This window comes from Agrobacterium sp. 22-223-1, from assembly GCF_053522385.1.
Genome location: NZ_JBNWCN010000001.1, coordinates 72,241 through 84,875 on the forward strand (window position 1 = coordinate 72,241; position 12,635 = coordinate 84,875).

Genomic DNA, 12,635 nt, shown 5'->3' on the forward strand with positions numbered 1-12,635 from the left:
ATGGAACTCCAGCGTCCGCGCGAAGCGGCTGCCCTGACACTGTCCTTGCTGGACCTGACCAATCTTAAGGAAGACTGCACACCCGAGCAGATCGCGGCTTTGTGCCAAAGGGCGCATACGGAATACGGCAATACGGCTGCAATCTGCATCTGGCCGCGCTTCGTGGCGCAGGCCCGTGCTGCTTTCGGAAAAGACCATGCTATCCGCATCGCCACGGTCGTCAATTTTCCTTCGGGCGATCTGGACATCGCGACCGTGGTTGCCGAAACCGAGGCGGCAATCCGCGACGGCGCTGACGAAATCGATCTCGTCATTCCCTATCGCAAATTCATAGCAGGCGATGAAACGGCGGTGTCCACCATGGTGGCCGCCGTTCGCAAGGCCTGCGCAGCACCCGTGTTGCTCAAGGTCATTCTTGAAACCGGCGAGTTGAAGGACAAGGCGCTGATCCGTCGCGCATCCGAACTCGCCATTGCCGAAGGGGCCGATTTCATCAAGACCTCAACCGGCAAGGTTGCCATCAATGCCACGCTGGAGGCAGCCGACATCATGTTGCAGGCGATCCGCGACAGCCGGCAGAAGGTGGGTTTCAAGCCCGCCGGCGGCATCGGCACGGTGGAGGACGCCACGCTTTACCTCAGGCTTGCGGAAACCATCATGGCGCCCAACTGGGCCATGCCGTCCACCTTCCGTTTCGGCGCTTCGGGTGTTCTCGATGATGTGCTGAACGTGCTGGCCGGCGGCGAGCCCGCCAAGGCCGCCAGCGGGTATTGAGCTTGATCCCGCAGGAAATCATCCGCCGCAAACGCGATGGCCTGTCACTTGAGCCTCGGGAGATTGCCGCTTTCATAGAGGCGCTTTCGAAAGACGGCATCTCGGAAGGGCAGGCGGCCGCCTTTGCCATGGCGGTGTTCTTTCGCGGCATGAACCGGGATGAGATGGTGGCGCTGACACTCGCGATGCGCGACAGCGGCGATATCCTCTCATGGAGCGATCTCGGCAGGCCGGTGGCGGACAAGCATTCCACCGGCGGCGTCGGCGATAATGTCTCCCTGATGCTCGCCCCCATCGTTGCCGCCTGCGGTCTCGCCGTGCCGATGATTTCCGGCAGGGGCCTTGGCCATACCGGCGGCACGCTGGACAAGCTGGAAGCGATCCCCGGTTACAACGTCATGCCGGACGAGGTGTTGTTTCGCCGGACGGTGAAGACGGTCGGCTGCGCCATCATCGGCCAGACGGGCGATCTCGCTCCCGCCGACAAACGGCTTTATGCCATTCGCGATGTGACCGCGACGGTCGATTCCATACCGCTGATCACGGCCTCCATCCTGTCGAAGAAGCTTGCAGCCGGGCTGCAGACGCTGGTTCTGGATGTGAAGGTCGGCAGCGGTGCTTTCATGCAGAGTGTTGAGGATGCCCGCAATCTGGCCCGCGCGCTGGTCGATGTGGCGAATGGTGCAGGGCTGCCGACAACGGCGCTGATAACCGACATGAACCAGCCGCTCGGCGATGCCGCCGGTAATGCGGTCGAAATCGTCAATTGTCTGGATTTTCTGGCCGGTCGCAAGGCCGGCACCCGTCTTGAAAAGGTGGTCCTGTCCTTTGCGGCGGAAATGCTAGTGCAGGCGCAAAAGGCGGCCACGCTGGAGGAAGGAGAGGCGCTGGCGTCAGCTGCGCTCTCCTCCGGCCGGGCGCTGGAAATCTTTGCGCGGATGGCTTCGGCACTGGGCGGTCCATCGGATTTCGTCGAGCGCCCGTCGCGCTATTTGCCATCAGCGCCGGTCATTCTTCCGGTTCTGGCGGAGCGCAGCGGTTTGCTCGCCTCCTGCGCCACGCGCGATCTTGGCATGGTTGTCGTCGAACTCGGCGGCGGCAGAAGAAAGCCATCAGACACGATCGATCCTTCCGTCGGTATTTCGGATATCCTGCCGCTCGGTACGAAAGTGGAAAAGGGCGAGCCGATCGCCATTGTCCACGCCGCTTCCAGTGACGAAGCGGAACATGCCGTGAAAAGAATAGCGGCCTGCTATGGAATTGCTGACAGCGCGCCGGAAATCGATGCGCCCATTCTCGAGCGGATCACCTGACCAGCCGCATCTCGCCGCCCGATACCTTGAAAGACGACAATTGCTTCAGGAAGCTCATGCCGATCAGCATGTTGTTAAGCGCATTGTCCTTCAGCACCATGGCGTCGACATTCTGAACCCGGATAGCGCCGATCTCCACCCGGTCCAGTTTCACATAGGCCGCCATGGTCTGACCATTGGCCGTTGAAATCGCATATTTAAAATCGAGGCTGTTGACGCCGTAACCGAGACGGCGCGCAATCGTCTCGTTGATGGCGACCATGGAAGCGCCGGTATCGACAAGCCCGTCGAAGGATTTGCCGTTGATGCGGAAGGTGGCATTGAAGTGGCCGCGGGCATCCGCTTTCAGATTGACGCCGCCAAGGGAGACGGACTCCGGTTTGGCCGCTTCGGGTCTGGCTTCCGCTTTCTCGATGCTCGTTTCCGGGCGCGGCTGAAATTTTTCCACCAGCGCCGGAATTTGCGTGGCACCGACCGAAAGACCAACAAGCAGGAAAATCGCGCGCGCCAGCAAGTCGTTGCTCCTCAAAGGGCAGGGTTATTTTTGCCGAGAATAGACGTAAAACATGCTGAAATCTTAAAAGAAAAAGCCATTCGCCGCTTATCGGGCGGCGAATGGCTCAAACGGTTAAGCGATGATGAACGGCGTTATTTGGTGCCATACATGCGGTCGCCGGCGTCCCCGAGGCCGGGAACGATATAACCCTTCTCGTTCAGATGGCTGTCGATGGCGGCGGTGTAGATATGCACATCGGGATGCGCTTCACGGAAATTCTTGATGCCTTCGGGCGCCGCCAGCAGACACAGAAAGCGGATGTTCTTCGCACCGCGTTCCTTCAGCTTTTCCACGGCGGCGATGGAGGAGTTGCCGGTTGCCAGCATCGGATCGACAACGATGATAAGGCGCGCATCGAGGCTTTCCGGAGCCTTGAAGTAATATTCGACAGCTTCCAGCGTGTCATGATCGCGATAAACGCCGATATGGGAAACACGCGCCGAAGGCACGAGCTCGAGCATGCCTTCCAGCAGGCCGTTGCCGGCGCGCAGGATGGAGGCGAAAACCAGCTTCTTGCCTTCGAGCACGGGGGCTTCGATGGTTTCGAGCGGCGTATCGATGGTTTCCATCGTCATCTCAAGGTCGCGCGTCACTTCATAGCAGAGCAGCGTCGAAATTTCCCTGAGCAGGCGGCGGAAGCCGGCCGTGGAAGTTTCCTTCTTGCGCATGATGGTAAGTTTGTGCCGCACCAGCGGATGTTCGATGACTGTGACGCCGTCCATGAAACTGGCCTTCCTTTTATCTTATGCCCCTGTAATTCACCGAAAGCGTGCTTTTCGCAAGCCTTCTTCGCGGTTTTACCCTGCGAACCGCAACGTCAGGCGCCGTCGAGTTTCGCAAGCAGTCGTGCGCGTGTTGCCTCGTCCACGAAGGCGCATTCCAGCGCGGTCCGCGTCATGCGGTCGATCTCGGCATCGCTGAAGCCGAACTCATCCGCAGCCAGCGCATATTCCCGCGCAAGCGAGGTGAAGAAGAACGGCGGGTCGTCGGAACTGATGCACACTCGCACCCCTGCATCGCTGAGAGCTTTCAGCGGGTGGCTGGCAAAATCAGGATAGACGTTGAGAGCGATATTCGAGCCGGGGCAGACTTCCAGAACCGTTCCCGCCTCGGCCAACCGGGTGATGAGACCGGCATCTTCGATGGCGCGCACGCCATGCCCGATGCGGGACGGTTTGACGAGATCGAGCGCATCGGCAACGCTTTCCGGTCCGCAAACCTCGCCGGCATGAATGGTTAGTCCAAGGCCGGCATCGCGGGCGATGTCGAAGGCGCGTGCATAATCGGCGACGCGGCCCATCCGCTCCTCGCCGGCCATGTTGAAGCCCGTCACCAGCGGATGTTGGGCACGTGCCGCATATTCGGCCGCGGCGATTACCCGCTCCGGGCCGAAGTGGCGCTCACCGGTGACGATGATGCGGGTTTCGATCCCCGTCTTTTCCCTTGCGATGCGGATGCCTTCGGCAATGCCGGCTAGATAGGCGTCGGCACCGAGCCCGATGCGGTCGCCGTGATCGGGCGAAATGATCAGTTCGCTATAGATCGTATTGGCTTCGGCGAGTTCGGTCAGGTAGGTCTCAGTCAGGATGGCATAGTCCTCATCCGTTTTGAACACCTGCGCCACCGCATCGTAACAACGGATGAATTCGGCGAAATCCGACCAGACATATTGGCCGTCCCGCAGAAAGCCGCTGGTGTCGATGCCGTATTTCTCCGCCTGTTTCGCGACAAGGGCGGGCGGGGCCGCACCTTCGATGTGGCAGTGAATTTCCGCTTTCAGCAAATGCGATGTCAAATGAAGCTCCTGCCGTGAGAACCGGCCTCGATGCCAAGATGGTGGGCGATGCTTTCGCCGATATCGGCGTAGCTTGAACGGATGCCGACATCGCGTGAGCGAATGCCCGGCCCGAATGCCATGATCGGCACCCGTTCCCGTGTATGGTCCGTGCCCCGCCAGGTGGGGTCGCAGCCGTGATCGGCGGTCAGAAGGGCGATATCGCCTGGCGCCATCTTGCGATGGATTTCGGGGATTCGCGCATCGAAGGCCTCAAGGGCGGCGGCGTAACCGGCAACGTCGCGGCGATGGCCATAAAGCATGTCGAAATCGACGAAATTGGTGAAGACGAGATCGCCGTTTTCAGCCTCGTCGATAGCCTGCAACGTCGCATCCATCAGGGCGCTGTTGCCATTTGCCTTGATGACGCGCGAGACGCCCTGATGGGCGTAGATATCGCCGATCTTGCCGATGGCGTGTACTTTTCGGCCGGCCTCCAGAAGTCTGTCGAGCAGGGTCGGCTCCGGCGGCAGAACGGAGAAATCGCGGCGGTTGCCGGTGCGTTCGAAAGTCGCGACCGTCTCGCCGATGAAGGGGCGGGCGATGACGCGGCCGATATTCAGCGGATCGAGCAGCTTGCGCACGGTCTCGCAGAGCGCGATGAGACGCTCCAGACCGAAATGCGTTTCATGCGCGGCGATCTGGAAAACGGAATCGGATGAGGTGTAGCAGATCGGTTTACCGGTCCTGATATGCTCCTCGCCGAGCGCAGCGATGATCTCGGTGCCGGAAGCATGGCAATTGCCGAGAATGCTCGGAATATCGGCTTGCCTGCAGATCGCTTCCACCAGTTCCGGCGAAAACGCATCGCCTTCCGTCGGGAAATATCCCCAGTCGAAGGTGACGGGCGTACCGGCGATCTCCCAGTGACCGGAAGGCGTGTCCTTGCCCTTGGAGATTTCGCTGGCGGAGCCGTGCAGGCCGAAAATGCGCTCAGGCGGTTCCATGCCGGCGGGAATGTCGCCGCTTGCCTGCCGCGCGATCTCCAGCAGGCCGAGCGAACACATGTTCGGCAGTTTCAGCGGACCGGAGCGAAGCCCCGCTTTGTCGGCAGCTCCTGCTGCACAGAATTCCGCGATATGGCCGAGTGTGTTTGCGCCAAGATCGCCATAACGCTCCGCGTCGGGTGCGCCGCCGACGCCGAAGGAATCCAGAACGAGAAGAAATGCTCTTGCCATAACTCACCGAAACAAAATGCGCCGACGGGCAATGTCAGGCCGAACTGTCGTTATAGATCAGCAAAACGTGAAGAAGGAAGTGCTTTTATGAACCATCCGGTAAAACCAGCTGCTTAGTCCTTGTCCCGTTTCGGTTTGGGGGCGTTGAGGTTGCGCAGGACATACCACCCCGCAGCCACCACCATCGCCGCCAGAATATACCACGTAACGGCATAGGAGAGGTGGTTGTTGGGAAAGGTGAGCATGGTCTTGCCGCCGACCGGCAGGCCGCCCGGATTGGGTGTCGCATCGGCGTCGACATAGAACGGCGCGACATCGGAAAGGCCCGATGCCTGCGAGATTTGCGGAATGTTGCGGGAATACCAGCGGCCGTTTGCCGGATCGTTGGTGCGCAGGAAAAGCCCACCGGTCTCGGGCGCGCGCATCAGCCCGACGATCTCGACGTTTCCGGTCGGTTCGCCTTCCTGGCGGGAGGACGGGTCGCGCCTGTCGGACGGCACGAAGCCGCGATTGACGATGATGCTGGAGCCATCGTCCCGCTTGAGCGGCGTCATCACCCAGTAACCGGGGCCGAGGTCCGTGACCGTATAGACCTGAACCTCCCTGTCATTGAGGAAGGTGCCGGACAGTTTCACACGGCGATATTCGTATTCCGCCGGATCGCCGAGCGCCGGCCATTCTTTGACGGCAGGGGCGTCGACGGGATCGGCATGGGCGCGGGCTTCGACCCGCTCGATAAGATCGAGCTTCCAGGAAAGGCGCTTGACCTGCCAAGTACCGAGCGCGAGCAGCAGACCCGTCAGAACAACGGTCAGGAACAGGACGACGATGGCCGCAGGGCGGATGCGCCGGTTATGGGGTGTGGTTTCGCTCATGTCACGGTCCTTGCGAAGCGCGCCTGGCAGAAACCAGTCTGCTTTGGCGGGTTTCCTAGAGCATTTCCAGGAAAAGTGGAACCCGGTTTTCCGTCCGGAAATGCGCCAAAACAAAGAGTTAGAGTGTTTTCGCGATTCGAAGAAAAGCGAAAAACTCTAGCGCCCGCATGCGCTTTTTCCAGCAAATAACCCCATAAATCGCACCACGATTCATGGGGTTATGTGTTGGTGCGTTAGCCGGCCCGCCGGAAACCCGGCAGGCCGTTTATTATGCTGCTCAGGGCAGGTTCTTCACATCTTCGATGTGCAGCGGCATCATGTTCTTGTTCATGTTGTACATGACCCAGAGCGAGCCGGAGAGCGTGATCAGGAGCACCACGACGGTGAAGATCAGCGCCATGAAGGTCCAGCCGCCTTCGGACTTGGTGTCCATGTGCAGGAAGTAGATCATGTGCACGAAGATTTGGATGACGCCGAGACCCATGATCGCGATGACCAGCAGGGTCTTGTTTTCAAGAACGTCGCCCATGACCAGCCAGAAGGGGATCGCCGTCAGGATGACCGACAGGACGAAGCCGATCATGTAGCTCTTGAAGGTGCCGTGGCTCGCGCCATCATGGTGATGATGGTCGTCGCCATGCGCGTCGTGATGTGCGTGTGCTTCGGAACTCATCAAAGAACTCCCATGAGGTAAACGAAGGAGAAGACGCCGATCCAGATGACGTCAAGGAAGTGCCAGAACATCGACAGGCACATCAGGCGGCGCTTGTTTGCCGCGATCAGGCCGTGCTTGGCGACCTGGAACATCAGCGTGACGAGCCAGATGATGCCGAAGGTGACGTGCAGACCGTGCGTACCGACCAGCGCGAAGAAGGCCGACAGGAACGCCGAACGCTGCGGACCCGCGCCTTCCGCGATCAGGTGATGGAACTCGTAAAGTTCCACGGCGAGGAAGGCGAGGCCGAAGAGGCCGGTCACACCCAGCCAGACCAGCGTGGCCTTTACCTTCTGCTTTTCCATTTCCAGCATGGCGAAGCCATAGGTGATGGAGGAGAGAAGCAGGAAGCCGGTATTGATCGCCACCAGCTTCAGGTCGAACAGGTCGGCGCCGGAAGGGCCGGCCGCATAGTTGCGGCCGACAACGGCATAGGTGGCAAACAGCGTCGCGAAGATAAGGCAGTCGCTCATCAGGTAGAGCCAGAAGCCCAGCGAGGTGCCGTTCTCCGGGTGATGGTCTTCCTTCAGGTAGAAGACCGGTGGTTCAGCGCCGTCGACGCTTTGTGCAGGTGTATGAGACATGTTCCGTTACGCCTGTTCCGCGAGCAGCTTGGTACGCTCCGCTTCGACCGTCGAAACGTCGGAAGCCGGAATGTAATAATCGCGATTGTAGTTGAAGGTATGGGCGATGGAGACCGCGATGATGGCGAGCATCGACAGAGCCGCAAGCCACCAGATGTGCCATACCAGGGCGAAGCCGAGAACCACGCTGATGGCGCTGATGATCACGCCCGCGCCGGTGTTCTTCGGCATATGGATCGGAATGAAGCCTTCCTTGGGACGGTTGTAACCGCGCTTCTTCATATCCGCCCAGGCGTCGACATCATGGATGACGGGCGTAAAGGCGAAGTTGTAGGCGGGCGGCGGCGACGATGTCGACCATTCCAGCGTACGGCCGTTATAGGGGTCGCCGGTCACGTCACGCAACTTGTCGCGCTTCAGGAAGCTGACGATGAGCTGGATGACGAAGGAGGCTATGCCGAGCGCGATCAGGAAGGCGCCGAAGGCGGCGATCACGAACCAGATCTGCAGGGAATTATCTTCGAACTGGCTGATACGGCGGGTGATGCCCATCAGGCCGAGAATATAAAGCGGCATGAAGGCGAAATAGAAGCCGATGAACCAGAACCAGAAGGACAGCTTGCCCCAGAACGGATCGAGCCGGTATCCGAATGCCTTCGGGAACCAGTAGACGATACCCGCAAGCACACCGAACACGACGCCACCGATGATGGTGTTGTGGAAGTGGGCGATGAGGAACAGCGAGTTGTGCAGCACGAAGTCCGCCGGTGGAACGGCGAGAAGAACGCCGGTCATGCCGCCGATGACGAAGGTGATCATGAAGCCGATGGTCCAGAGCATCGGAACGTCGAACTTGATGCGGCCCTTATACATGGTGAAGAGCCAGTTGAAGATCTTCGCGCCCGTCGGGATCGAGATGATCATCGTGGTGATGCCGAAGAAAGCGTTGACGCTTGCACCGGAACCCATGGTGAAGAAGTGGTGCAGCCACACGATATAGGCGAGGATGGTGATGACGCCCGTGGCGTAGACCATCGATGCATAACCGAAAAGGCGCTTGTTGGAGAAGGTCGAGACGATTTCCGAGAAGACGCCGAAGGCCGGCAGCACCAGGATGTAGACTTCGGGATGGCCCCAGATCCAGATGAGGTTGACATACATCATCGGATTGCCGCCGAGATCGTTGGTGAAGAAGTTGGTGCCAACGTAACGGTCGAGGGTGAGAAGGGCGAGCGTGCCGGTCAGGATCGGGAAGGAGGCCACGATCAGGATGTTCGAACACAGCGATGTCCAGACGAAGATCGGCAGGCGCATCATGGTCATGCCAGGCGCGCGCATCTTGATGATCGTCACGATCAGGTTGATGCCCGATAGCGTCGTTCCCACACCGGCGATCTGCAGACCCCAGATATAATAATCGACCCCGACACCCGGGCTTCCATCGATGCCGGAGAGCGGCGGATAGGCCAGCCAGCCGGTCTGCGCATATTCACCGATGAACAGCGAGATCATGGTGATGACGGCGCCGGCCGTGGTCATCCAGAAGGAGAAGTTGTTGAGGAAGGGGAACGAAACGTCGCGGGCGCCGATCTGCAGCGGCACGACGAAGTTCATCAGACCCGTGATCATCGGCATGGCCATGAAGAAGATCATGATGACGCCGTGGGCCGTGAAGATCTGGTCGTAATGGTGCGGCGGAAGGTAACCTTCCGATCCGCCAGACGCGATCGCCTGCTGGACGCGCATCATGATGGCATCGGCGAAACCGCGCAAAAGCATGACCAGCGCCAGAATGATGTACATGATACCGATCTTCTTGTGATCGATGCTCGTGAACCATTCATTCCAGAGATAGCCCCAGAGGCGGAAATAGGTGAGGGCGCCGACGACGGCGATACCGCCCAGAGCCACGGCCGCGAAGGTCGCGACAAGAATGGGCTCGTGAAGCGGGATGGACTCCCATGTCAGCTTCCCGAACAGGAACGACGTTTGATCGGAATTGACGATCATTTTTAGCCTCTTGCGATTCTAAGACATAAGATCGGCGCAGCCATTGGCCGCGCCGCATAATGCCGGGACGTATCCGTCAGCCAGCGACTTGTTTCGTTTCCGGCAGCGCCGCAGGCTCGAAAGTCTGTCCTTCGAGCGCAGCCGGAGTGGATTGGGGACCGCTGGCGACGCCAAAGGGCGCAAGCGGCGTGCAGACGACGGAGTTCAGCGCCTTGGCGATATCGATTCCTTCCTTGCCGCCGCCGCCATTGGCGTCGATATGCATCATGTCACGCATGCAGAGCTTGTTGGGCTCGACGCAGCGGTTGAGGATGGCGCTGTAGAGTTCGGGATCGACCGAAGCGAAATATTGTACCGGCTCGCGCTCGGAAGGCTTGGCGAATTCCAGATATTCCTGACGGCCGAAGCCCTTGCCGCTTTCTTTCGCCTTCGCCACCCACTGGTCGAAGCCCTGCTGGCTGAGGCCGTGGAACTTGAAGCGCATGTGGGAGAAGCCGGGGCCGGAGAAGTTGGCCGAGAAGCCGTCATAAACGCCTTCCTTGTTGATGACGGCGTGCAGCTTGGTCTGCATACCGCCCATGGCGTAGATCTGGCCGGCGAGCGCGGGCACGAAGAAAGAGTTCATCGCCGTCGTGCCGGTGATCTTGAAATTGATCGGAACATCGACCGGAGCAGCGAATTCATTAACGCTGCCAATGCCGAGTTCGGGATAGAAGAACAGCCACTTCCAGTCCATGGCCACCACTTCCACCGTGATCGGTTTGACATCGGCGGTCACCTGGCGGTTCTCGTCGATACGCTCCAGCGGGCGATAGGGGTCGAGACGGTGAGTGGAAATCCAGGTGACCGTGCCGAGCATCAGGATGATGGCGACCGGAGCCGACCAGATCACCATTTCAAGGCGCGTGGAGTGGTGCCACTCGGGATCGTAATCCTCGGCCTTTGCCGATTCCCGATACTTCCATGCGAAGAAAAGCGTCAGGACGATGACGGGGACGATGATCAGCAGCATCAAGACCGTGGACGTGATGATAAGATCGCGCTGCTGGATGGCGACGTCGCCCGAAGGGTTCATCACCACGAGGTTACAGCCGCTGAGCAGCAGCAGAGCCGGGATTGCCAGAAGGGCGGACGGGAGTTTTTTGATCATGCGCACGTTCTTTGAACTCGTACAGTTTGGATTATGCCGCGAATAATTGCCGAACATCATTTTTCAAATGAGGTATATTGTCGCGGTGCAGCGAAACCTTCGCGATGCACCATGTCTCGGGCAGAGCTGCGTTTAAGGACGGAGCGCGTGCATTATCGCATGGTCGGCTGACTGGGCAACCCTTTATTGCCAAACTTCAATTGACGTTACGTAGGGTGCGTGTGACAATCCGTCGCATCGTAACGCAACGGAAGAGGAGCCGGCGCGTTACAGGAAATGGTTCGTCCATGACGCAGGAGGGATATTATGAGTTATACGAATGCTGCTCCATCCTTTGGGCAGGCGCCGGAGGCGAACGGAAATGGGGCCGGTCCCGTTAAGGTCGATCCGGATCGCATCACGATTGCGGTCATTCTTGCGAGAATGACGGAATTCTTTGACTTTTTCATCTATGCCATCGCCTCCGCGCTCGTTTTCCCCCACGTCTTCTTTTCTTTCGTCGATCCGCTGACGGCGACGCTCTATTCCTTTGCGGTTTTCTCACTGGCCTTTATCGCAAGGCCGATCGGCTCGCTGATCTTCCTCCAGATCGACCGCAAATTCGGGCGCGCCGTGAAGCTGATGGCCGCCCTCTTCACGCTCTGTGGTTCCACCATGGCGATCAGCTTTCTTCCGTCCTATGCGGAAGCGGGCATGCTTGCTCCCTGTCTTCTGGCGGTATTCCGCATCGGCCAGGGCCTTGGGCTCGGCGGCGCATGGGACGGTCTTGTTTCGCTGCTCGCCATGAATGCACCGCAGAAACAGCGCGGCTGGTACGCCATGATGCCGCAGATCGGTGCGGCCATGGGCTTCGGTCTCGCCAGCGCCTTTTTTATTGTCTTCGTGACACAGCTTTCCAATGCGGAATTCCTCGCCTGGGGCTGGCGTTTCCCGTTCTTCGTGGCGCTGGCGCTGAATGTTCTCGCGCTCTTCGCCCGCCTGCGCATGATCGTGACGCCGGAATTCCAGGCCATGCTGGAACAGCACGAGCTGGAACCGCGCCCCATGTTCAAGATGCTGCGCTCGCAGTTTCCGGTGGTGGTCACAGGTGCATTCGTGCCGCTGGCAAGCTTTGCGCTCTTTCATCTTGTCACGGTCTTCCCGTTGAGCTGGGTTTCGCTCAACACCAGCCAGCGTGTCTCGGACTTCCTGTTCGTGCAATTCGTCAGCGCCATCATCGCCGGCGGAATGATTGTGGTCTCCGGTATTCTGGCCGACCGGATCGGCAGGCGGAAGCTTCTGGCCATCGCAGCGGTGCTGATCGGCCTTTTCAGTCTGGTTGCGCCGGTTCTTCTTGGTTCCGGCGATATTGGCCGCTATCTCTTTGTGCTGATCGGATTCTCGCTGCTTGGCCTGTCTTTCGGGCAGGCGGGCGGCGCGCTTGCTTCCCGCTTCAGCCGTGAGTACCGCTATACCGGCGCATCGCTCACCTCGGATATTTCCTGGCTGATCGGCGCCGGTTTTGCGCCGCTCGTCGCGCTCGGATTTTCGTCCAAATTCGGCCTTTTCGCAGTCGGTATTTACCTGATGTCGGGTGCGCTCTGCACGCTGATTGCCCTTTGGTTCAGCCGCACGCTGGACATGCCTTCGGAGTGATCTAGGCAATT

At 59.4% G+C, this 12,635-nt stretch carries 12 protein-coding genes; 3 read left to right on the top strand and 9 right to left on the bottom strand.

What is annotated here, in order from left to right:
* Together deoC and deoA are read left to right on the top strand one after the other, a co-directional pair.
* The gene (gene deoC / locus ACQZ60_RS00345) at positions 1-774 is read left to right on the top strand and encodes a deoxyribose-phosphate aldolase (protein ID WP_020812542.1); all 774 of its coding nucleotides are present in this window, start codon (positions 1-3) and stop codon (positions 772-774) included.
* Positions 771-2,087, top strand: a complete 1,317-nt coding sequence (gene deoA / locus ACQZ60_RS00350) for a thymidine phosphorylase (protein WP_080657640.1) — start codon at positions 771-773, stop codon at positions 2,085-2,087. The genes deoC and deoA overlap by 4 nt, the downstream gene beginning before the upstream one ends.
* On the opposite strand, the gene ACQZ60_RS00355 is transcribed toward deoA, so the two are convergent.
* The 9 genes from ACQZ60_RS00355 to cyoA form a co-directional block, all read right to left on the bottom strand.
* On the bottom strand, positions 2,080-2,601 hold the full coding sequence (locus ACQZ60_RS00355; protein ID WP_448734585.1) for a TIGR02281 family clan AA aspartic protease: 522 nt from the start codon (positions 2,599-2,601) through the stop codon (positions 2,080-2,082). The genes deoA and ACQZ60_RS00355 overlap by 8 nt on opposite strands.
* A gap of 134 nt (positions 2,602-2,735) precedes the next feature.
* The gene (gene upp / locus ACQZ60_RS00360) at positions 2,736-3,365 is read right to left on the bottom strand and encodes a uracil phosphoribosyltransferase (protein WP_003524359.1); all 630 of its coding nucleotides are present in this window, start codon (positions 3,363-3,365) and stop codon (positions 2,736-2,738) included.
* 95 nt (positions 3,366-3,460) lie between these two features.
* Complete coding sequence (locus tag ACQZ60_RS00365) at positions 3,461-4,438, bottom strand: adenosine deaminase (RefSeq protein ID WP_020812539.1); 978 nt, start codon at positions 4,436-4,438, stop codon at positions 3,461-3,463.
* Positions 4,435-5,655 carry a phosphopentomutase gene (locus ACQZ60_RS00370; RefSeq protein ID WP_035264400.1) on the bottom strand — a complete coding sequence of 407 codons (1,221 nt, stop codon included), beginning with the start codon at positions 5,653-5,655 and terminating at the stop codon, positions 4,435-4,437. The genes ACQZ60_RS00365 and ACQZ60_RS00370 overlap by 4 nt, the downstream gene beginning before the upstream one ends.
* 113 nt (positions 5,656-5,768) lie before the next feature.
* Positions 5,769-6,530: an SURF1 family protein gene (locus ACQZ60_RS00375; RefSeq protein ID WP_020812537.1), complete on the bottom strand. Its 762-nt coding sequence runs from the start codon at positions 6,528-6,530 to the stop codon at positions 5,769-5,771.
* A gap of 277 nt (positions 6,531-6,807) precedes the next feature.
* Positions 6,808-7,203, bottom strand: a complete 396-nt coding sequence (cyoD, locus tag ACQZ60_RS00380; protein WP_003514416.1) for a cytochrome o ubiquinol oxidase subunit IV — start codon at positions 7,201-7,203, stop codon at positions 6,808-6,810.
* A complete protein-coding gene (gene cyoC, locus ACQZ60_RS00385; protein ID WP_020812536.1) occupies positions 7,203-7,829 on the bottom strand; it encodes a cytochrome o ubiquinol oxidase subunit III in 627 nt (208 codons plus the stop codon). The genes cyoD and cyoC overlap by 1 nt, the downstream gene beginning before the upstream one ends.
* 6 nt (positions 7,830-7,835) lie before the next feature.
* On the bottom strand, positions 7,836-9,839 hold the full coding sequence (cyoB, locus tag ACQZ60_RS00390; protein WP_003524365.1) for a cytochrome o ubiquinol oxidase subunit I: 2,004 nt from the start codon (positions 9,837-9,839) through the stop codon (positions 7,836-7,838).
* A 76-nt stretch (positions 9,840-9,915) separates the two neighbouring features.
* Positions 9,916-10,989, bottom strand: a complete 1,074-nt coding sequence (gene cyoA, locus ACQZ60_RS00395; protein ID WP_031234366.1) for a ubiquinol oxidase subunit II — start codon at positions 10,987-10,989, stop codon at positions 9,916-9,918.
* A gap of 306 nt (positions 10,990-11,295) precedes the next feature.
* Here cyoA and ACQZ60_RS00400 point away from each other — a divergent pair, with 306 nt between their 5' ends.
* Positions 11,296-12,624 carry an MFS transporter gene (locus ACQZ60_RS00400; RefSeq protein WP_020812534.1) on the top strand — a complete coding sequence of 443 codons (1,329 nt, stop codon included), beginning with the start codon at positions 11,296-11,298 and terminating at the stop codon, positions 12,622-12,624.
* Positions 12,625-12,635 lie beyond the last annotated feature (11 nt).

Coding starts and splice junctions, on each gene's coding strand:
- ACQZ60_RS00370 (WP_035264400.1), bottom strand. CDS start 5,655: ATGGCAAGAGCATTTCTTCTCGTTCTGGATTCCTTCGGCGTCGGCGGC.
- cyoA (WP_031234366.1), bottom strand. CDS start 10,989: ATGATCAAAAAACTCCCGTCCGCCCTTCTGGCAATCCCGGCTCTGCTG.
- upp (WP_003524359.1), bottom strand. CDS start 3,365: ATGGACGGCGTCACAGTCATCGAACATCCGCTGGTGCGGCACAAACTT.
- ACQZ60_RS00375 (WP_020812537.1), bottom strand. CDS start 6,530: ATGAGCGAAACCACACCCCATAACCGGCGCATCCGCCCTGCGGCCATC.
- deoC (WP_020812542.1), top strand. CDS start 1: ATGGAACTCCAGCGTCCGCGCGAAGCGGCTGCCCTGACACTGTCCTTG.
- cyoC (WP_020812536.1), bottom strand. CDS start 7,829: ATGTCTCATACACCTGCACAAAGCGTCGACGGCGCTGAACCACCGGTC.
- cyoD (WP_003514416.1), bottom strand. CDS start 7,203: ATGAGTTCCGAAGCACACGCACATCACGACGCGCATGGCGACGACCAT.
- ACQZ60_RS00400 (WP_020812534.1), top strand. CDS start 11,296: ATGAGTTATACGAATGCTGCTCCATCCTTTGGGCAGGCGCCGGAGGCG.
- cyoB (WP_003524365.1), bottom strand. CDS start 9,839: ATGATCGTCAATTCCGATCAAACGTCGTTCCTGTTCGGGAAGCTGACA.